Raw genomic sequence first — 22,409 nt, forward strand, 5'->3', positions numbered from 1 at the left:
GTGGTCGCTCACGAGGCCGGCTTGAAGGTGAGAACGAGCTGGGGGACGTTGTCGCCCTTCTCGCGTGCGTGGAACTGCTGCTCGGCGTCCTGACCCTCGGTGGCGTCCTTGATCAGGAAGCCGTGGTTCGATCCGCTGGAGTACATCGCTTGGACGAGCGTCGCGACGTTCCACTCGCGGTAGCCGCTGCCCGACGTCGTCGTGGCCGCCGAGCCGGACGTCTGCGGTGCGTTCGCCCAAGTGACGCCGTTCTCTGTCCAAGATCCGCCGAGCCGGAAGACCTGGAGGGTGCGCTGGGTCCCGGAGGTGGAGGCCGCGTACAGACGCAGCTTCGCCGTGTCGAGGACGCAGCCCGCCGGGATCGCCGGGAGATCGAACCGGACGAGTGCTCGCAGGTTCGCATTCCCGCTCTTGGACATGAGTTTGAGGATCGAGTCACCGCCCTTGTTCGACGACGCACTGCTCTGATCGATCCACGCGTCGGCGACGGACGTCATGGTCTGCGCGGAGCCGCAGGCGGGAGGCGTCCCGCCAGGCTGGATGGTCCACGAGTAGCTGACAGGCGTCTGGTCGACGTTGCCGGCCGCGTCGGCCGCGCGCACCCGGAACGTGTGCTGACCGGCCGTCAGGCCCGTGTAGTCCCTCGGTGAGCTGCACGCGGCGTACGGCGCCGAGTCGAGCGAGCACTCGAAGGTCGCGCCGCTCTCGGGCGAGAGGAACCTGAACGTGGCGCTCGTGCTCGTCGTGGACGAGTCCGGGCCGGAGCTGAGGACGGTCTCAGGCGCTGTCTGGTCGATCGTCCAGGTGTACGCGGCCGGCTGCGGGTCGACGGCACCGCTGCCGTCAGTGGCGCGGACGCGGAAGGTGTGCGAGCCTGCCGCGAGGTTCGAGTAGCTCTGCGGGCTCGCGCAGGCCGTCCAGGTGCCGGCGCCGTCGAGCTGGCACTCGAACGTCAGGCCGCTTGCCGGCGTCGCGTCGTCGGTGCCCGTGAAGGTGAAGGTCGCCGAGCTGCTCGACGTCGCCGCCAGCGGGCTGCCGGTGATCTGCGTGTCGGGCACGCCGTTCGGCGGCGCGGTGGTTCCGAACGTCAGCACGAGCTGCGGCCGGTTGGTGCTCTCCTCGCGGCTGTGGAACTGCTGTTCCGCGTCCTGGCTCTCGTTCGCGTCGCGAACGAGGAAGCCGTGGTTCGCGCTCGTGTACATGGCCTGCACCATCCCGGCCACGTTCCACTCGCGGTAGCCGGTGCCGGAGCTGGTCGTCGCGGCCGAGCCCGTCGTCGACGGCTGGTTCGCCCAGGTGACCCCGCCCTCCGTCCAGGAGGCACCGAGCTGGAACACCTGCAGCGTGCGACCGCCGGCGGCCGACTTGGCGTAGATGCGCAGCGTCGCGCTCTCGACCGAGCAGCCCTGCGGCATGGTCGGCAGGTCGAAGCGGAGGAGGGCGCGGAGGTTCGCGCCGCTCTTGGACATGACCTTGAGGATCGCGTCCGGGCCCTTGTTGCTCGTCGCGCTGCCTTCGTCGATCCAGGCGTCGGCGGTGGCCGTCAGGGTCTGCTGCGAGCCGCAGTTCACCGTGGAGTTCTGGATCGTCCACGAGTAGGTCGTGGGCGTCTGGTCGACGTTGCCGGCGGCGTCCTTGGCGCGGACGGAGAAGGTGTGCGTCCCGATCGCCAGTCCCGTGTACGCCTTCGGCGTGGTGCAGGCCGCGTACGTGCCAGTGTCGAGCTTGCATTCGAAGGTCAGGTCGCCCGCCGGCGTCTCGTTGTCGGTGCCCGCGAAGGAGAACGAGGCGTTCGTCTCCGTCGTGGTGGCCGGCGGGTTCGCACTGATCGTCGTCTCCGGCGCCGTGGTGTCGGGCGTCGGAGCGGTCTCCTGGATCTCCCACGAGTAGCTCGCGGGCGACTGGTCGGTGTTGCCGGCGGCGTCCTTCGCGCGCACCTGGAAGGTGTGCCCGCCGACCGCCAGGCCCGTGTATTCCTTCCCCGAGGTGCACGCGGCGAACGCGGCGTCGTCGAGCGAGCACTCGAACGTGAGGCTCGCCGGCGCCGTGCCGTCGTCGCTACCGGTGAAGGTGAACGTCGCCGTGGTGTTGGTCGTCGTGGCCGCCGGCCGGCCCGTGATCGACGTGTCCGGGGCCTTCGTGTCGGGTACCGTGAACGTGCGGCTGTCGGGCTGGCCGACGTTGCCCGCCTCGTCCATGGCACGCACCTGGAAGGTGTGGTCGCCAGGTGTCATCGCCGCCAGGTCGACGTCGGAGTAGGTCCTCGGGCTGGTGCAGACGCTGTACGCCTCGCTGTCGACCCGGCACTCGAACCGCAGGTCGGCTGGAGCCGTGTGGTCGTCCGTCCCCGTGAACTCGATGACCAGCGAACCCGTCGTGACGCTCGTGATCTGAGCCTCCGGGTCCACGACGTCCTGCACCGTCCAGCTGTAGCTCTCCGTCCGGGCGTTGCCCGCGGAGTCGGTCGCCCGCACGTCGAACGTGTGCTGGGCCGCCGACAGACCGGAGTACGACGTCGGCGAGGCGCAGGCTGCGAACGCCGCTCCGTCGAGGCGGCACTCGGTCGTGACCGCGCCGCCCCAGTTGTCGCTGGTGGTGAAGCTGAACTGGGCGGTCGTATCGGACGTCGTCGCCGCCGGCTGCTCGCCGATCGTGATGTTCGGCGCCGTGAGGTCGGCCACTGTCCAGCTCCGGCGCACCGGCTCACTCGGGTTCTCTCCCTCGGAGAGATCGTCGGCGCGGACGTCGAACGTGTGCTCGCCGAGGCCCAGGCCCGTGTATGTGACACCGGACTGGCACATGCCGAAGGGCGCGCCGTCGAGCGAGCACTCGAACGTGGATGGCTCACTGGCCGAGAACGTGAAGTTCGCGCTGGTCGAGTCGACCGTGCCCTCCGGGCCACTGTCGATCGTGACGGTCGGAGCGCTGAGGTCGGCGACCTCCCACTCGTACTGGGCGGGCACGAAGCTCGCGTTGCCGTCCTTGATCGCCTGCACCTCGAAGGTGTACTCCCCGAGCCCGAGGTTCTCGTAGCTCTTCGGTGACGAGCAGGTCTCCCACGTCGTACCGGTCGCCTCACCGGTCAGGCGGCACTCGAAGGTGCTGGACGACTGGTCGGAGCTGAAGACGAACTCCGCCGAGCGGCTCTCGTTCTCGACGTCCGGAGTCGACGGATTCTGGTCCGCGGGCCCGGACTGGATCGTCGCGACCGGCCGAGCGAGGACCGTCCACGTGTACACGGCAGGCGTCGCATCGCGGACGCCCGTGTCGGTCCATGCCCGGACGCGGAGCGTGTGCTCGCCGAACAGCGCGTTGAACTGGAACGGCGTGTCACAGGAGCTCCACGGCTCGGCGTCCAGCCGGCACTCGAACTGGGCCGGGCGCTCGATCGTGTCGATGGTCGAGGAGAACTGGAACCGCACGTCGGCGCCATCGCCCGTCGACTGGACGGTCGGATCCGCTGGGGCCTGGACGATCGTGGTGTCGGGAGCGACCTCCGCCGAGGCCTCGGCGACGGCGAACGGCGACAGGCTGCTCACGACGCCACACACCAGGTCGCCCTGCTCTTCGAGGGTGACGTCGACCCACACGCCGTCGAAGTGGAGGACGTGCGCGTCCACGAGCGTGTCGTACGGCAGGCACACCGTGACGGCGCCGACGAAGGTGGCCGTCGTGGAGACGTCGTAGTACCGCGCGCCGGCCGCGTCGTAGCCGGCCGGCAGGCCGGGCGCCGACCCCGCGGTGAGGGCGGAGACCGCGGTGAAGCCGGCGCCCGTGACCTCGGCGAAGGTGATCCGCGCGCCGTCAGCGGTCACCTCGACCTCCGTGCCCACCGGCGTGTTGTCGGCGCCTGGAGCCTCGATCGTCCACTCGAAGGTGGCCGGCGAGTCGTCGACGTTCGGGGGCACGGCCGTGTCGGACGCGCGCACCGCGAAGGTGTGCGGGCCGCCCGTGAGGCCGGTGTAGGCGTCGCCGCTCTGGCAGCCGGCGAAGTCGGACCCGTCCAGCGAGCACTCGAACGTCAGGTTGCCGGCCGCGGTCAGGTTGTCCGTACCGCTGAAGAGGAACGTGGCCGAGGTGCTCGTGGCCGGGTTCGCCGGACCGAGCTGGATGGTCGTGTCCGGCGCCGTCGTGTCGGCGGCGTCGACCGTCCACGTGTACCTCGCGGCCGGGCTCTCGGTCATGCGCTGCCCGTTCAGCGGCAGCGTCGTCGCCCTGACCTCGAACACGTGCTCGCCGTTCGACAGGTCGTACGAGTACGGCGACTCGCACGGGGTGAACAGATCGACGTCCGTATCGACCGCGTCGAGGCGGCACTCGTACGTCGAGCCCGGCTGGTCAGCGAAGGACAGCTCGCCGGTCGCGCTGATGCTGATGTCACCGTCGGGCACGTCGACGCCGGCCGGCGCCTCGTTCGTGATGGTGGTCAGCGGCGGCGCGATGACGTCCCAGCTGTAGCTCGCCGGCTCGGGATCGGCTTGGAGCGTCTCGTCGACGGCGCGCACCTCGAACGTGTGCTCTCCGCCGGTGAGATCGGCAATCGTGTGCGGCGAGGAGCAGCCGGCCCACGGGTCGACCCCGTCCAGCCGGCACTCGAACTCCAGGTTCGCGGGGACCGTGCCGTTGTCGGAGCCGGTGAACCGGAACTCGACCTCGTTGCCGCTCGGGCTCGAGGGCGTGGCGAGCAGGACCGTCTCGGGAGCGGCCTCGTCGTTGATCACCCATTCGTGGGTGGCCGTGTTGAGGGTGACGCTCGGCAGGAGGTCCGTCCTCGTCGCGGTCACCTCGAAGGTGTGCGGGTTCTGCTCGCCGGCCAGGAGGTCGGCGTATTCGAACGGCGACGAGCACGGGCGCTCGGGTCCACCATCGAGGACGCAGAGGAAGGACGCCTGCGGGTCGGCCGAGCTGAACTCGATCGTGCCCGAGGTCGCGGTGCTGCCGGTCGCCGGCGGGCCGCTCGTGATCGTCACATCAGGCGCGACGTCGGTGCCGCTCACCCACTCGAAGACCGCGGGTGACAGGTCGGGAGTGCCGAACTCGCCGACGGCGAAGACCCGGAACTCGTGCTCGCCGTACGGCACGTCTGTGTACTCCTTCGGCGACGTGCACGGCTCGAAGACCGTCGAGTCGAGGGCGCACCTGAACGAGGCACCGGTTCCGGAGAACGTGAAGGTGACCGAGGTGCTCGTCGTCTCGAGGTCGACGCCCATGTCCGGAGTGACGGTGCCGATCGTCGTCTCCGGCTCGCCCTCGACCGTGAACTCGTACGGAGCCAGCGGAGCCGGCGTCTCGTCGGCGTTCGCGGCGAGGTCGAGGGCGCGGACCTGGAAGGTGTACGCGCCACCCGTCAGGTCGGCGTACACGATGTCGTGGAAGAACGAGTCGTTCGCCGCCGGCTCGCCACACGACTCCCACACCACAGGATCACCCGCGGTCGTGTTCGTGATCGCGCACTCGAACGTGAGCTCGTAGGAGGAGCCCTGGTCGTCGTCGCCGCGGAAGGTGAACCGCAGGCCGGGCTCGAGGAACTGCTCGGGTCCGATCTCCTGGGCGCCCAGGAACTGGGTCTCGGGCGGCGTGACGTCCTGCACCGTCCAGGTGTGGGTCGCGGGCGACAGGTCCATGACCTGCTCGCCGTTGGCGTTGCGGTACTGGTTCACCGCGCGCACCTGGAACTCGTGCTCCATCGGCGCTCCACCCGGGCCGGGCAGGAACGGGCCGGCCTGGAACCCGGAGGAGCAGCCGACCCACGACGACCCGTTGACGGAGCACTGGAAGGTGGCGCCGGGCTGGTCGGAGTGGAACTCGAAGATCGCGGTGGACGAGCCGGTCGGATCGGCGGGCCCGGAGTCGACGATGGTGTCCGGCTCGCCCGTCGTCGTCCACACGAACGGCGCCGTGTCGTTCGGCCCGAAGCCGCGGTCCCGGCCCGCCGGCGTCGGATCCACGTTCGGGGTCGGAGCGCTGTCGAGCGCGCGCACCCAAAGCCAGTGCTGGCCGGAGCCGAGGGCCTCGAGGAGCCACACCGCCTCGCACTGCTCCCACGTCGTCGGCTCGGCCGGCGGCGCACCGCTCCCCCACGAGCACTCGAACGTCTCGACCGGCTCGTTGCTGGCGAAGCCGAAGGTGACGTCGGGGCCGGAGTTGGCCGGATCCGGGTAGGTGGTGATGAACGTGTCGGGCGGCGTCGTGTCGTCGGACCCGAGGATCAGCCACTCGTAGAAGGCGGGCGAGATGTCGCGGTTGCCGTCGGGATCGACGGCGCGGACGTGCAAGACATGCACCCCGCCGCCCAGCGGGCCGGCGATCTCGTGCGGTGACGTGCAGGGAGCGAACTCCCCCTGGTCGAGCGCACACTCGAACTCCGTGACAGGGATCGGCCCGTTCGGACCGTCGATCAGCTCGAAGCCCTCGAACGTGAACGTCGCGCTGGTCTCGGTCGTCTCCTCTTCCGGCCCGGTGAGGATCGCCGTGTCCGGGCCGGACATGTCGACGACCGTCCAGGTTCGCGTAGCGCCCACCGGGTCGACGTTGCCGGCGGCGTCGATCGCCTGGACGACGAGGGTGTGCTCACCAGGCGTGAAGACCTCGATCTCCTGGGGCGTCTCGCAACCCCCGATGGCCTCGCCGTCGAGCGTGCACTCGAATTCGAGGTCGAGCGCGGGCGTCATGTCGTCGGTGCCGCCGAACTCGAAGAAGCTGATGAAGTTCGGCGTCGACGAGCCCTCGCGGGGGCCGTTCGTGATGACGGTCGTCGGGGGCGTCACGTCGGGCCCGATGACCTCGAACTCGTAGATCGCTGGCGTCAGGTCCACCCAGCCGAACTCGTTGACCGCCTGGACGAGGAGCTCGTGGCCGCCCTCCTCGAGCGGGCCGACGGTGAGGGGAGACTCGCAGAAGAAGTAAGGGTCGCCGTCGAGCGAGCACTGGGTGATCGCGTTCTCCTGGTCGGTCCAGAACTCGAACGTCGCGGAGCCGCTCGTCGTGGACGGGCGGCCCTCGGGGCCGGGCGGACCGTCAGGGCCGGACAGGATGAACGTCTCGGGCGCCATGCCCGACGAGGCGGTGGCGATCGCGAAGACCGAGAATCCCCCCGCTTCGGAGCTGCACAGGCGGGCCGGCGTGGAGAACGGGTTGTGCAGCGTGGTGATGTCCATCCACTCGCTGCCGTCGAAGTGGAGCAGGCGGAGGGACTTCGTCCCGCCGAAGTCCGCGGGGTCGTAGTCGATGCAGATGGTGACGGGCTCGGAGTATTCCGCGGTCGTCGAGATGTCGTAGTACCGCGCGCCGCCGTAGCCCTCGGGCAGGGACGGGCCGCCGCCGAGTCGTTCGGCGGTGGTCGTGCCGGCTGTGCCGACCGAGAAATACGTCACCGTGACGTCGCCGAGGGTGACCTCGACGTTCTCCCCGGCGGGCGTGTTCGGCGGGCCGTCGGGCGTTCCGATCGTCCACTCGTGCGTGGCCGGGCTCGTGTCGGCGTTGCCGGACAGGTCGGTGGCCACCGCCGTGAAGGTGTACGCGCCCGGAGCCAGGTCGGTGAGCTCGGTCACGACTCCCGGTTCGCAGTCGGCCTGCTGGGTGCCGGCCGGCCCGGTCAGCGTGCACTCGATCGTCGCCGACGGGTCGTCCGAGCTGACCTGGAGGTACGCACTGGTGCTCATCGTGGTCGCGGGCGGCCCGAAGTCGATCGTGGTGTCGGGCGCCGTGAGGTCCTGAACCGTCCATGTGTGCACGGCCGGGACAGGGTGGTGCTCGAACGGCAGGCCCCGCCAGTCGGTGCCGGTGTAGAGCGTCTGCACCTGGAACGTGTGCTCGCCGGCCCAGAGGTTCGTGTACGTCTTGCTGTACGTGCCCGGCGAGCCCTCCACAGGCGTGCCGGTGCACAGGGAGAACGGGCGGTCGTCGAGCGAGCAGTAGAAGACCGCGTCCGGATCGGACGGCTCGCTGGTGAACTCGAATGTCGCCGTCGTGCTCGTTCCGCTTGCCGGGGCCGACAGCATCCGAGCCTCGGACGGGGTGACCCGGAACTCCGAGTCCTCCCACTGGCCGATGTTCCCGAACTGGTCGACCGCGCGCACCGCGAAGAGGTGCTCGCCGATGCCGAGGTCTGCGTAGGTCTGGCCGGCGGGGTCGCACGGGGCAGGCTGCGACGGGTCACCCGGCGCGTGCGGGTCGAACGCGCCGTCGAGCCAGCAGTGGAACGTCACCGGCGAGACGTCGGACGAGAAGGTGAACGTCGCCGTCCGGTCCGTCGACTCCTCCTGCTCGACGCCCGGGCCGGAGAGGATCGTGACGACCGGCGGAGGCGCGACCGTCCAGGTGTACACGGCCGGCGTCGACTCGATGTTACCGGCGGCGTCGATGGCGCGTAGGCGCAGCGTGTGCGCGCCGCGGGTGAGGTCGGAGAACTGCTCGGGAGAGGTGCACGAGTTCCACGACGTCGTCGAGTCGAGCGCGCACTCGAAGTTCAGGTCACGCGTGGGCGTGCGGTTGTCCGTTCCGGTGAAGGTGAATGTGGCGACCGTGTTCAGCGTGCCGTTCTGCGGCCCGGTGGCGAACTGCGAGTTCGGCTCGGTGGCGTCCGGACCGAGCTGGACGAGCCACTCGTAGACCGCTTCCTCGCCCACGATCCCCTGCGGGTTGGTCGCCCGGACCACGAACGCGTGCTCGCCGTTGTCGACGACCCAGGCCGCGCCGCTCGCCGGCACGGTCGTCCCGCCGCACGGCAGGAAGTCGGAGCCGTCGACCGAGCACTCGAACGTGGACCCGGACTGGTCGGACTCGAAGGTGAAGACGGCGTTCTCGGTGCCGCTCGCTCCGTCGGGCTGGCCCGAGGTGGGGTCGAGGCGGCCGTCCGGCCCGCTGAGGAAGGTCACGACCGGGGCTGCCGAGACCGTCACCGTGCGCGTGGCGGCCGGCCCGACGTTCCCGGCGAGGTCGGTCGCCCGCACGGCGACGGTGTAGGCGCCGGGCTCCAGACCGCTGATGTCGTAGCCGCCGCCGGCCGGCGATTCGCACGACTGCCATTCGGCGGAGCCGATGCCGGCCGTGGTGAGGTAGGCCGCGCACTCGAACTCGAGTCGGAGCTGGGGCGTCGCGTTGTCGTTGCCGGCGAACGTGTACAGCTCGGGCTCCTGGCCCACGGTCGCGCCGTCGGCCGGGCCACCGGTGACGGTGACCACGGGTTTCCGGGTGTCGGCGACCGGAGTCCAGGTGTAGGAGGCCGGCGTCGGATCGGGGTTGCCCTCGAATTCGGGCTGCGTCGGATCGGGGAACTCGGGCTCGAACATGTCCACCGCACGCACGTAGAACGTGTGCTCCGTGAGCAGCAGCTCGGGATCGGTGTACGAGTAGACGTCGAGCAGGTTGAACGGGCTGGTGCACTGCACCCACTCGTTGTCGTTCGGCGCAGCCGTGCCGTTCGTGACCTGGCACTCGAACGTGAGCAGGAACTCCGGCGTCAGGTCGTCCGTGCCACTGAACTCGAAGATCGTCGAACTGAGATCGGCGGCACCGGGAGCGCGCTCGATGCTCGTCTGCGGCGGCAAGGTGTCGACAGCGTCGACGACCTCCCACTCGTAGACCGCGGGCTCGAGCTCGGCCGCGGATGCCATCGTCTCGGACTCGGCGTAGACCTCGAGGATGTGGTCGCCCGGAAGGAGCGGCTCCGGGAAGGTCGTGTCAGCGGCGAACGCTGGGCCGGCCCGGAACGGCGAATCGCACGGGAAGTAGTCGCCCGGATCGACGCTGTCGAAGCGGCACCAGAACTGGGCATCGGCGACGTTGGCCTCGAAGGTGATCTCCGCCGAGGTGCTCGCCGTCGGACCGCCCGTCGCCGGCGTGCCCTCCGGGCCGCCGGTCGCCGGCGTGAAGCCGGGTCCGTCGGTGAAGACGACGTTGACGCCCAGGAGCTCCCAGGTGAAGGTGGTCGGTGCTCCGACGTTCCCCTCGAAGTCGATCGCGCGCACGGAGAAGGTGTGCGGGCCGACCTCGTTCTCGGCGAGCGCCCACTCGAAGGCGCCCTGGCTCATGAGAGTGGCGCTCTCGAAGCCGCATGGCTCGTACGCGTTGGTGTCGACCTTGCACTGGAACGTGACGTCCGGCTCGTTCGCGTGGAAGGTGAAGACCGCGTCGAGCAGCCACGTCTGAACGCCGGCCACCGCCGGCTCGGTGTCCTCCGGCCCGACGTCCACCGCCACCTCGGGCGCGACGCCGGTCGGCAGCGGCACGTACGTCCAGGTGAAGCTCGCAGGAGTCGGGTCCGCCAGGCCCTGGCCCATCATGTCGACGGCGCGGATGTCGAGGGTGTGCTCGCCGGGGCTCAGGTTGAGGTACTCGGCCGGATACTCGCAGTCCTCCCAGGCGAGCGCATTGGTCGAGTCCATGCGGCACTCGAACACGAGCTCGGTGATCGGGCTGGACTCGTCGGCGCCCATGTAGGTGAAGCTCGCGTTGCGGCTCGCGCTCTGGATTCCGGGCGTGCTGGTGTCCCAGTCCGCGGGACCCGAGACGATCCAGGTGTCCGGCGCGCCTGGCACGACGCCGAGCTCGCAGACGACGCCGAAGCACTGGTCGGGCTCCGCGTTGCCGGCGGCGAGGTTGCCACCGCCGTCGGCCGCGCCGACGGAGTAGATGCCCCAGCCGCCGTTGAGCTGCGCGACGTTGGTCCTGATCGTGTGCCCGGCGCCCTCGACGAGGATGCCGTCGCCGCCGTTCGCGTCCGCGGTGTTGCTCTCGACCAGCGTCCCGCGGTCGATGACGGACGACTCCGTGATCTCGATCCCGTCGCCGCCGTTCCCGCTCGTGGTGTTGTCCCGGACGACGGAGTCGAGGGACAGCTCGCCGATCTCGATGCCGGAGCCGAGGGTGCCGCTGGCGTTGTTGGCCTCGACGATGGTTCCCGTGGCCTCGCCGACGACGATGCCGCCCGCGCTCCCGCTGAGGTCGTTCCCCTTGACGAGTGTGTTGGTGGCGAGCTCCACCATGACGCCCGGACCCGTCGTGCCGATCACGTCGTTGTTGAGGACCGTGTTGCCGTCGCCCGCGACCATGACGCCGCCCTGGCCGCCCCGGATCGTGTTCCGCTGGACGCGGTTGTCGTCGGAGGCCAGCAGATCGTCGCCGGCCATGATCCCGATGCCGCCATTGTCCTTGAGGACGTTCTCGGTGACGGTGTTGCTGCCGCCGCCGAGCATGGACACACCGCTTGCGGCGCTCTGACCGATCTGGTTGCCCTCGATCAGGTTCTCGCTCGCGAACTCGAGGAGGATCGCGCCCTCGCCCCGGTTGGCGGCGAGCGTGTTGCCACGGATCACGGCGTGCCGCGTGCCCGTGTAGAGCGCGATGCCGATCTCGTTCGCGACGATCGAGTTGTCGCGGATCGTGTTTCCGTCGGCGCCCTGGTCGGCGTCGGAGAGCGCTATCCCGGCCTCCTCGTTCCCCTCGACCCGAAGAGCGTGCACCACGTTGCGAGCGGTCCCGGGGTTGAGCTGCACGCCGTTGAGGAACTGGGTGACGAGACCGTTCGTGATCGTGACGTCGTCGTGGCCGTTGTTGAGGATGCCGGCATCGAGCCCCAGGCCGTCGACGACGTGGCCGTCGAGGTCGATGGTGATGCCGGGCGCGCCGACGATGAGGCCGTGGCCGCCGCAGTCGACGAGGTCGTTGAGCAGCCGGGTGCTCTGGGTCAGGATCTCGCCGCACGTGAGGCGTGAGGCGACCGGCGACGGCCCGACCGTCCAGGCGTACATCTTCGTGTTGTAGGTGCTCGCCGCGTCGGTGGCGCGGACCCAGAACTCGTACTGGCCGGGCTCGAGGTCGGTGTACGTCGTCGGTGACGAGCACCGGGGCGCCGTGTCCCAGAGGTCGCTGAGGTCCGTGCCCGCGGGCACGCGCAGGCACTGGAACGTGACGCCGCTCTGCCGGTTGGCGGAGAACTCGAACGTCGCGGTCGTGTCGACGGTGACCTTGTCCGGCGTCGAGTCGATCGAGACCGTGAAGGTTCCGAGCTGGACCGCCCATGTGTAGCTCGCCGGGGTCGGATCGACGTTGCCGGAGAAGTCGACCGCTCGAACCTCGAACGTGTACGTGTCGTTGACGAGGTTGTCGTACGTCTTGGGACTGGAGCACGGCTGCCAGGCGGACTCGAGCGTGCTCTCGAACCGGCACTCGAACGTGACCGGGCTCGCGTTGTCGGCCCCTGTGAAGCGGAAGACGGCGACGCTCTCCGTGCTCGGGTCGAGCGGCGTCTCCAGGATGCTGGTGTTCGGAGCGATCTGGTCGCCGCCGCCGGGCCCGCCGAGGCAGGTGATGTTGTAGCACTGCTGCGGCTTGAGGTCGACGCCGAGCGGACCGTCGTTGCTCTGCGCGACGTTGCCGCCGCCGTCGATGTTCGCCTTGCCGTTGGACGGGTCGCCGACCCAGATGCCCCAGCTGTCGTTGTCCATGGCGACGTTGTCCTTGAAGATGTGGCTCGGCTTCGTCGCCTGGATCCCCGTGCCCTTGTTGGAGTTGGCCGTGTTGCCCTGGACGAGGGTGCCCTGGCCGGACGGCGCCTCGTCGCCGATGTAGATCCCGCCGGCGTTGTTGCCGCTGGAGACGTTGTTGAGCAGCGTGTTCGAGTACGAGTGCGACTCGAGCGTGATGCCCGTCGAGTCCGAGTCGCTGGCGTCGTTGTCCTTGATCAGGTTGCCGGTCGACTCCTTGAGCGAGATGCCGCCCTTGTTGCCGCTGACGTCGTTGCCGCGGACGAGGTTGTCGTTGGCGCGGTACAGCTCGATCGCGTACGAGTCGGTCAGCTGGCCGACGTTGTCGATCAACTGGTTCGAGCTCGACGTGTCGATCTCGAGTGCGGGGCCGCTGCTCTCGGTGACGAGGTTGCCCTGGACGAGATTGCCGGTCGACTCGATGCCGGTCGCGCCGCTCGTGGTGGCGCGCACGATGACGCCGGTGCCGGCCTCGACGATCGAGTTCTCCTTGATCGTGTTGTCGGTCGCGCCCTCGAGGAGGATGCCGGCCTTGCTGGCGACCTGGATGTCGTTGCCCTCGATCAGGTTGGACCCGGCGCGCTCGATCCAGACCGCCTCGCCGCTCGTCGAGCCGATGAGGTTGCCGCGAACGACGTTGTCCTTCGCCCCGTTCAGCAGCCAGACGCCGCGCGTGTTGGACACCAGTGTGTTCGACCGGAGGATGTTGCCGTCGACACCCGACTGGAAGCCGGGCACCGGCTCGCTCGGCGCCAGGGTCGGATCCTCAGGGAACGTCCCGTGGCCGAGGCCGATGGCCGCCTCCTGGTTCACGTCCGCCGTGACGCCCTCGACGATGTTCAGCCTGGCGCCGTTGTTGAGCATGACGCCGTAGTCGAAGTCGGTCAGCCGGCCGTTCTTGATCGTCACCGAGTCATAGCCGTTGTTGAGGATCGCCGCGCCGAGAGACTTGCCGTCGATCGTCCTGCCGTTCAGGTCGATGGTGATGCCGTCGGCGCCGACGATGAGGCCGTGGCCCAGGCAGTCGCCGAGGTTGTTGTTGACCTTGATGCTGTGCGTGATCTTCTGGCCGCAGAAGACAGTCTTCGGCACCGGGGCGTCGCCCACGCTCCAGACGTAGGCCGCCGGAACCCCGTCACCCGGGTCGTTGACGTCGGGCGCGCTCGGGTCGTCCACGTTCCCGTTCACGTCGTCGACGTTCCCGGCCAGGTCGACGGCTCGGACCTGCAGCACGTGCTCGGCCGGGGTGAGCCCGTTGACGGTGTGCGGCGAGGTGCACGTCGTCCAGGCAGGCTGGCCGGCGTCCATGGCGCCGTCGAGCCGGCACTGGAACTCCAGCTCCTCGGCCGGCGTCTGGTTGTCGCTGCCCGTGAAGGTGAACGTCGCGCTCGTCTGCACGGTCGTCGGATCCGGCCCGGACCGGAACTGCGTGTCAGGTGGCGTCGTGTCCGGGGGCGGCGGGTGGATCCACCACGTGTGCGAGGCCGGGCTCAGGTCCTTGTTGCCGACGAGGTCGACGGCCCGCACCTGGAAGATGTGGCCTCCGTGGGCCAGGTTCGAGTACTGCTTCGGTGACTCGCACGAGCCCCACTCGGCCGTCGCGGGAATGTCCGCGGGTGTGAGGTGGTCGTTGAACTGGTCGTAGTACGTCCGGCACTCGTACGTCAGGTTGTAGCCCGCGGTCCGGTTGTCGTTGCCGGTGAACGTGAAGCTCGCCGCTCTGTTCGTCGTGTCGTAGCGCGTTCCGGCGGCGTCGGTGATCAGCTCACCGGGCGCGGCGGTGATGCGGGTGTCCGGCGTGGCACCCGCGACGGTGCAGTCCACGCCGAGGGTCTCGCCGGGGCCGCACTCCTCGGTGCCGTCCTCCTCGACGCCCGCCTCGATCCGCCACGTGAACTCGGCGGGAGTGGGATCGAAGTTGCCGGCCTGGTCGATCGCGCGCACCTCGAAGTGGTGGTCCATGGCCGGCTCGAGGCTCAGGTACGTCTGCGGGCTCGAGCACTCTCCCCAGCGCTCACCTTCTGGCGGCTCGGGCAGCTCGGGCGGCTCGTTCGGGTCGGGCGGCTCGAGGTCGGGCTCCTCCGGAGGCACCGACGGGTCCGGCGGCGCGTCGAGGCGGCACTCGAAGGTCAGTGCGGTCAGCGGGTCGCCGTCGGCGCCGTCGTCGGCGGTGAACTCGAAGCGCGCCGTCTCGTTCCCGGTCAGTGCGGGAGGCGTCGACGTGAGGATCGTCTGGGGCGCCTGGAGGTCGGGCGGGGTGATCTCGCCCAGGTCACCGGTCTCGCAGACGACGCCGACACATTGCACGGCGTCGGGGAGGCCCGGCGTGACGCCGTCCGAGTGGTTGCCGGCGGCCTTGTTGCCGCCGCCGTCGATGTTCCGGTTCGGGTCGGGCGGCTCGCCGGAGGCGGTGTCCTCGCCGGCCTCGATGCCGTAGTTGGCGTTCAGGTTCGCGGTGTTGTTGCGGATCGTGTGCTTGCCGACCGCGACCGAGATGCCGCTCGCGGCGTTCTCGTGCGCGGTGTTGCCCTCGATCAGCGCGCCGCCGACGGCGACGCCGCTGGCGTCGAACGCGGCGCCGTCCACGGAGATGCCGGGCCCGCCGTTGTTGTTCGCGATGTTGCCGCGGATCACCATGCCGACGCCGTCACCGAGCGCGATCCCCGCCTGGAGCGAGTGCGAGACGTCGTTGTTCTCCACCACCAGGTAGTTCGTGCGAGCGGCATCGACGCCCGACGGGTTGTAGCCGAGCTCGCTGTTCTTGACCACGCTGTTGCTCGAGTTCGACAGCACGACGCCGCCGTCGGACTGCTGATGTGCGAGGACGCCGTCGATCTCGATCCGGTCCGCGTCCTGCACGATCACACCGGCGTCGCCGTTCCGGACGAGGACGCCGCCGCGCACGATGTTCCCGTGCGAGCCCTGGTGGATCTTGATGCCGGCGTCGCCGGTGTCGCTGACGTCGTTGTTCTCGAGGACGTTCTGCCGCGAGCCGTTCTCCAGCACGATGCCGGCGTCGGAGTCCAGGGCCGGGTCCAGGATGATGCCGCTGATCGTGTTGCCGCGGATGACGTTCCGATGACTGTCGAACACGTGGATCGACATGCCGTTGGAGACGAAGTGGTTGTTCTCGATCAGGGCGCCCTCGGTACCGCTCATGAGCTGGAGACCGGTCTCGCCGTTGGAGTCGAAGACGTTGTCATGGACCGTACTCCCCAGCCGCCCGTTGTCGGCGTCGAAGAGCTGGACGCCGGTGAGGGCGTTGCGGACCAGCGTCATCCCATGGACTTCACTGTGGACTGAGCCAGGGCCGAGCAGGACGCCGTAGCCGAAGTTCGTGACGGTGCCGTTGCGGATCTCGACGTTCGGGTAGCCGCTGCGGATGCCCGGCGTCAGGTTGTCCTCTTCGCCCGGCTCGAGCACGAGGCCACTCGACACCGTGTGCCCGTTCAGGTCGAGGACGATGTTCGGTGCCCCGATGGCGATGCCCTGCCCGAGGCAGCCGGTGACGTCCGCCGCCAGCTTCGTGCTCTCGGTGATGATCTGCCCGCAGGTCACGACCTCCGGAGCCCCCGGCTCCTCACGATCCGGCGGAGGCGGCGTGTCGGCCGCCTCGAAGCGCAGCTCGAGCTCGGGCAGCGTGACCTCCGGCGGATCCTGCGGCGTCTCCCGGGAGAGGAACGACTGGTCGCCGCCTTCGAGATCGCTCTCGTTCCCGTCGCGGATCACCCAGCCCTGGCTGGGGAGCGTGCCCGCGAAGATGGCCTCGACGTGCGCCTTGACGTCGAACTCGCGGTAGCCCTCTCCAGCTGAGGTCTGGGCGATCGCGGCGCCGGCGACCGGGTCGGGCTGGTTGGTCCAGGTGAGCGTGCTCTCCTTCCACGTCTCTGCGAGCGGCACGGCCGCCAGCGTCCGGCCCTCGGTGTTGGAGCCGGAGTAGAGACGCAGCGTGGCGGAGACCAGCTCACAGTCGGGCGCGTCCGACTGCAGTGGGAAGCGGAAGAAGGCGCGCGCGTTCTCGGGGACCACGGGCTGGCCGTTCCCCGGGTCGGTCGCCCCCGAGCGGACCTCGAGCTCCGTCATCGACCAGTAGTTCTCGAGCGGGGTGACCTGGTCGGCCCAGCCGTCCGCGTTCGGGGTCAGGGTGATGTTGGCCTCGTCGCAGCTGATCGGCGTCGCGCCCGGATCGTCGGGATCCGGCCCGACGCGCCAGGTGTAGCGCGCGGGCGTCGGATCCGGCCCCGCGGCCTCGCCCGCGAGCGCCCGCACCTCGAAGGTGTGGAGGCCGGTCGTCAGGTCGGAGAACATCGTCGGGTTGAAGCACTCCACCCACATCTCCGGATCGCGGCTGTCCAGGCGACACTCGTACTCGGCGAACTGCGACGGCGTGAAGTCGCTCACGGCCATGAAGCTGAAGAGCGCCGAACGGCTGTTCGTCGAGGGGGTGGTGGCCGGAGCGGGGGGAACGGTCCGGCCGGGCGTCAGTCCTGGCGCCTCGACGATCACCGTGTCAGGCGGGGTCATCCCGACGCCGCTGATGAGCTGGCTCACGGGTGTCGGGTCGACGTTGTCCGCGCGGTCGATGGCACGGACCTCGAACCTGAACTGGCCTTCCTCGGGAAGCGGTACCGACCACGGGCTGGAGCAGCCGTTCCATCGAAGCTCGGGCGGGACCGGGTCCCACGGCGCGACCGGGTCGGGTTCCTCGGCCAGGTCGATCTCCAGGAAGCGGCACTCGAAGTTGAGGTCCTCCGGCGCGGTCACGTTGTCGGTTCCCCGGAACCGGAACGCCATCGTCTCGATCCCGTCCTGGAACGGCCCGTCCTCGGGGTAGTCGAAGACGGTCTCCGGTGGCTCGACGTCCGAGGGTGGCGGCTCTCCTTCGAACTCGAAGGCGCCCGCGTCGCAGCGTCCGTTCTGCGGTCGCTCGATCCCACGCTGGTCGACGGTCGAGCACGGCGGGGCGCTCGAGTCGATCGCCAGGCTTCCGTGCTGAAGGGCGTGCGTCAGCGTCGGCCCGCCGTTGTCGGCGATGGCCAGCAGCCGCGGGTCACCGCGCCGGTCGCGGACGCCGAGCTCGATCGGGCTCTCCGCGGTCTCGTGGGTCACGGCCAGGAAGCAGGTGTTCGTCGCTCCGGTCTCGAGGTTCCCACCCTCCGACCTCACGTACCAGTCGCAGCTACCGCCGTTGAGGCTGCCGCCGACGATGGAGTTCTTGAGGATCACCGCCGAGTTCGCGGCCGGCGGGACGGGCGGTACGAAGTCTGATTCACGGACGCCGATGCCGCCGCCGGACGGCGCCGAGTTGCGCCAGATCGTCACCTGCGTGAGCCTGAGCTCGCCGTCGGCGTCGTGGAAGACGCCGCCGCCGGCGCTCGCGGCCTTGTTCCCGGAGATGGTCGTGTTCTCGTAGAGCGAGTCGCCGTCGGCGAAGCTCATGATGCCGCCGCCCTGGCCGGCCTCCTCCGGGAGCTCACCGTCCTCGCCGGTTGTACCCATGTGCGCGGTGTTGTTCAGGAACAGGGAGCCACGGACGATGATGGCCTGGTCCGGGGCGTTCGCGAGACCGCCGCCCATCTGTCCGCTGTTTCCCCTGATCGTCGAGTCGAGGAGATGGAACTCCCCGCTCGAGGTGTTGAAGATGCCGCCGCCCGCGCCCTGTGCCCGGTTTCCCGAGACCGTCACTCGCTGGAACGTGACCTCGGTGGCGCTGTTCTCCAGGCCGCCGCCGTCGAGCGCGCGGTTGTTGCTGATGGTGCTGTCCACGATCTCGACGTCGGCCGCGTTGTGGAGGCTGAGGGCGCCTCCCTCGTCGGTCGCCACGTTGCCGTCGAAGGTCGAGTCCCGGACGGTGAGCGGGCCACCGTCCGTGTGCAGGGCGCCGCCGCCCGCGATGTTGTCGCCCAGAGTGCCGTCGTCCTCGACGACGGGCACGCCCGCCTTGTTCTTCGTGAAGGTCGAGTCGATGATCGTGTGCTGGCGCTCGCTGTGGGTCCAGACGCCGCCGCCCTCGCCGTTCGACGCGTTCTCGGTCACGGTCACGCGGGTGAGCGTCATGTTCGACCGCCCCTCGCTCGCGATCGCGGCGCCGTGGTCGGACGAGTGGTTCTTCCTGAACGTCGTGTCGGTCACGGAGAGCTGGGCGTCGCCGCCGTTGAGAATGCCGCCGCCGTTCTCGGCGATGTTCTCGAAGACCTGCGAGTCCTTGACCGTGAACGAGCCGCGCAGGCCGTGTTGCGAGACCTGGCCGCCGCTGTAGAGGCCGCCGCCGTTGGCGGCCTGGTTCTTGGAGACCGTGCTGCCCGAGACGGTGACCTTGCCGCCCTCGGTATAGAGGCCGCCACCGGCCGCCGCGCGGTTCTGGGTGAGCGTCGAATTCGTGATCTCGACGATGCTGTCGCCCTCGTTGAGGATCCCGGCGCCGTTGCCCTCCGTCGCGTTCAGCGAAATGGTCGAGTCGGAGATCTTGAGCGTGCCGGCCTTCTCCCAGCGCGCCTGGTTCGCGACGGCACTCGCAGCGATCGGGTAGTCCGACGGGTCGACGAGGACGAACCGCTCCGGGTCGAGCGGATCCGGCTTGATCGCCCCGGGGTTGAGCGTGACGAGGCTCTCCTGGGAGATCGTGATCGTGCCTCCGGAGACGTTGTTGATCGCCGCGCCGCTCCCGCCGGCCGAACCGTTGCCCGTGAACGTCGAGCGCAGGATCTCCACGCGGCCGTACGGGAGCAGCTCGAGGTTCGGCGGCTCGGTCGTCCATGGATAGTCGTGCAGGTCCGCGTAGTTGAGACCGCCGCCGGCCTTCTCCGCATAACTGTCCTTGACCGTCACCCCGTCGAGCGTCAGCTTGCCCATCGACCAGTTCTGGATGGCGCCGCCCTCCTCCGGGGTGAACCCGTTCTGGAGGGTGACGTTCCTGATGGTGACGTCGCCGGCACCGGGGTGGATCTCGAACAGACGGTCGAGCCCACGGGCGATGACGGGTGCACTCGGAAGGGGCGTGCCGCCGTCGATGACGACGGTGCCGAGGTAGTCGGGCGCCTTCTCGATCGTCACCGGATCGAGGATCTCGAAGTCCCCGACGTTGGCGCCGTTCTCGTTGATCGGAGCGATCCCGATCGCGTACGTGCCGGGAAGGATGTGGATGGTGTCAGGACCGGCGATCGCGTTGGCCTCCTGGACCGCCGCGCGCAGCGTACAGCCCCCTCCGGATGCCCTGCACACACGGTCGCCGACGTTGGCGTCGACCTGGTCGTTCGTGTCGTCGACCAGGAGCGTCGTGCCGGTGGGGGCGCTGGCGGCGGCCAGCGCCGGCAAGACGGGCAGCATCCCGGCGAGCACCAGAGCGGTAGCCAGGACCGCGATGATCAGGTGCCGGCGCCGCCGGCGCACATCGTGCAAACGACCTTCGGATGTCGCCACGAGATGCTCCCCCCGGGCGGAGGCAGCCGAGCCTGACTGCTGCCTCGAATTGGTTGTACCAATGCGGTCAGTCAAGACCTGGCGCATAAGGGAGCTGTAAGAGTCCGGTGAAGAGATCCTTATCGACGTTCTCATCCGGGCCGCCGGCGGCTGACACCATGGCGTCAGCGGCGCAGCCGGTAGCCGACACCCCTCACCGTCTCGATGACCTCGGTGCCGAGCTTCTTGCGAAGCGTGTTGATGTAGACATTGACGACGTTGGTTCCCGGATCGAACGCATAGCCCCAGACCTGAGACAGCAATTGCTGGCGGGTGAGCACCTGGTCGGCGTGGCGTAGGAAGGTCTCGAGCAGACAGAATTCGCGGGCGGTCAGCTCGACGGTCTTCTCGTGCGACGTCACGCGATGCGTCTGCAGGTCGAGACGCAGCCCGCCGGCGCCCAGGACATGCGGCTGCTCGCTTCCGGCGTGCCGGAGCCGGGCCCGAACCCGGGCGAGCAACTCATCGAATCGGAACGGTTTCGTCATGTAGTCGTCCGCACCCGCGTCGAGGCACGCCACCACATCACGCTCACTTCGCCCAGTGACGACAAGCACCGGCAGTCTGCTCCCTCTGGCCCGGAGCTCCTGCAGAACTTGGTACCCTTCCCGGTCGGGCAAGTGGATGTCGAGGATCAGCAGGTCGAACGCACCACTGAGGCCGAGTGACTGAGCCTGCTCGCCAGTGCCGACGAGCGTGGTGGAGTAGCCACCAGCTCTGAGACCCTTTTCGATGAACGAGCCGACAAGTGGGTCGTCCTCGGTAATCAGAATCTTTGCCACTCGAGCCCCCCAGCGTGACAACTACCACGCGAATGCCCCCGGAGGGGGCGATCCCCCGACTGCACCCCGGTCGGCAGTCTAGTGCGAGACCACGATCGGCACTACGCCCCGTGTTGACTCATCGAAGTCGGCCGCACCACGCGCCTCATTCAAGATCGTCATGAAAAGACGTCCTCATGCAGGGCTACCTGGCCGGCCAACGCGACGCCATGATGGGCAGCATGGCAGAGCTGAGCCGGTCGAGAAACTTGCTCGGCGGGATGCGGGTCCGCATCCTCGCTGCGGTCATCGTGCTGCTTGCCGGGTCGTCAGTCGTCTCCATCCTGCTTCTGCGCGGCGCACTGCTGGAACGCCTCGATGAGGAGATCGAGGGCAACATGCACCGTGAGACGGATGAGTTCCGGACCGCGGCGGAACGTCTGCTTCCACCGGATCGGGCGCCGACCGAAGCCGATCTGACCGCGGTGTACGACGCGTACTTCGCACGCGAGGTGCCCGACGAGGGCGAGACGCTGATCTCGTTCATCGGCCCTGACATCTACATCACCGAGAGTGCGGCCAACGCCGTACCGGCGAGTGAGCTCGGCGATGCCATCCGATTCTGGTTGAGTCTCGACGAGGACACCGAGGACGAGATCGACACGAGCGGAGGTACGGCCCGGTTCATCGCGCTACCGCTGCGCGAAGGTAGCACCGACGGACTGTTCGTGATCGCCAACTTCCCGGCCGGTGAACAGCAGGAACTCACCGCCGCCATCGGCGCCCAGGCCTTGATCCACTTCGGGACGATAGTGCTGGCCTCGGTTGTCGGATGGTTCCTGGCGGGGCGCGTGTTGCGACCACTGAACACGCTCGCCGACACGGCTCGGGTGATCTCCGAGACCGACCTGACGCGGCGTATCCCAGGACGCGGCGACGACGAGGCGTCCCGGATCGCCACCGCGTTCAATGACATGCTGGCCCGGCTGGAGCGGGCGTTCGCCACGCAACGTGACTTCCTCGACGAGGTCAGCCACGAGCTACGGGCACCGCTGACCGTCATTCGCGGTCATGTCGAGCTGCTCGACCTGGAAGATGACCCGCAGGAGCGAGCCTCGACCACGCTGCTCATCACGAACGAGATCGACCGCATGAACCGGATGGTGGAGGATCTGCTCACGCTGGCCAGGGCGGAGCGGCCCGACTTCCTGACGCCAGAACCGGTCGACCTGGAGATGTGGACCCACGACATGTTTCGCAAAGCGTCGATGCTCTGCTCCAGGACGTGGGAGCTCGAAGCGTGCGCCTCGGGAGTGCTTTGGGCGGACAGCCAACGGCTCACGCAGGCGATCATGCAACTGGCGGAGAACGCCTGCCAGCACACCGAGGCCACGGCGACGGTCCGCATCGGGTCCGAGGTCGATGGAGGCTTTGTTCGCCTGTGGGTTCACGACGATGGTCCCGGTGTAGCGGCCGAGGACGCGGAGCGCATCTTCGAGCGCTTCGTCAGGTCCTCCGGTCGTCGGACCGGCAGCGGGCTGGGCCTGTCGATCGTAGCCGCGATAGCCGAGGCCCACGGCGGATATGCCCGGCTGAATCCTCACGCCGGACCCGGCGCTCTGTTCGAGATATTCATCTCGAGGAATCTCGTACGCGAGCACACCAAGGTGAGTTCGACGGCTTCCGCGCTGCGAGTGGATTGACG

Annotated in this window: 3 protein-coding genes; 1 reads left to right on the forward strand and 2 read right to left on the reverse strand. The window is 68.9% G+C overall.

All coding sequences use genetic code 11. The features are described 5' to 3' along the window. Positions 1-8 precede the first annotated feature (8 nt). Both E1262_RS15345 and E1262_RS15350 read right to left on the reverse strand, forming a co-directional pair. The gene (locus E1262_RS15345; RefSeq protein WP_162605917.1) at positions 9-19,904 is read right to left on the reverse strand and encodes a right-handed parallel beta-helix repeat-containing protein; all 19,896 of its coding nucleotides are present in this window, start codon (positions 19,902-19,904) and stop codon (positions 9-11) included. A gap of 164 nt (positions 19,905-20,068) precedes the next feature. Next, positions 20,069-20,725, reverse strand: a complete 657-nt coding sequence (locus E1262_RS15350; RefSeq protein ID WP_132104015.1) for a response regulator transcription factor — start codon at positions 20,723-20,725, stop codon at positions 20,069-20,071. Positions 20,726-20,901: 176 nt separating this feature from the next. On the opposite strand from E1262_RS15350, the gene E1262_RS15355 reads away from it, so the two are divergent. Beyond that, on the forward strand, positions 20,902-22,407 hold the full coding sequence (locus E1262_RS15355; RefSeq protein WP_132104016.1) for a sensor histidine kinase: 1,506 nt from the start codon (positions 20,902-20,904) through the stop codon (positions 22,405-22,407). The last annotated feature ends 2 nt before the right edge of the window (positions 22,408-22,409 follow it).

The sequence above is a fragment of the Jiangella aurantiaca genome (genome assembly GCF_004349105.1).
GTDB classification, from domain to species: Bacteria; Actinomycetota; Actinomycetes; order Jiangellales; family Jiangellaceae; genus Jiangella; species Jiangella aurantiaca.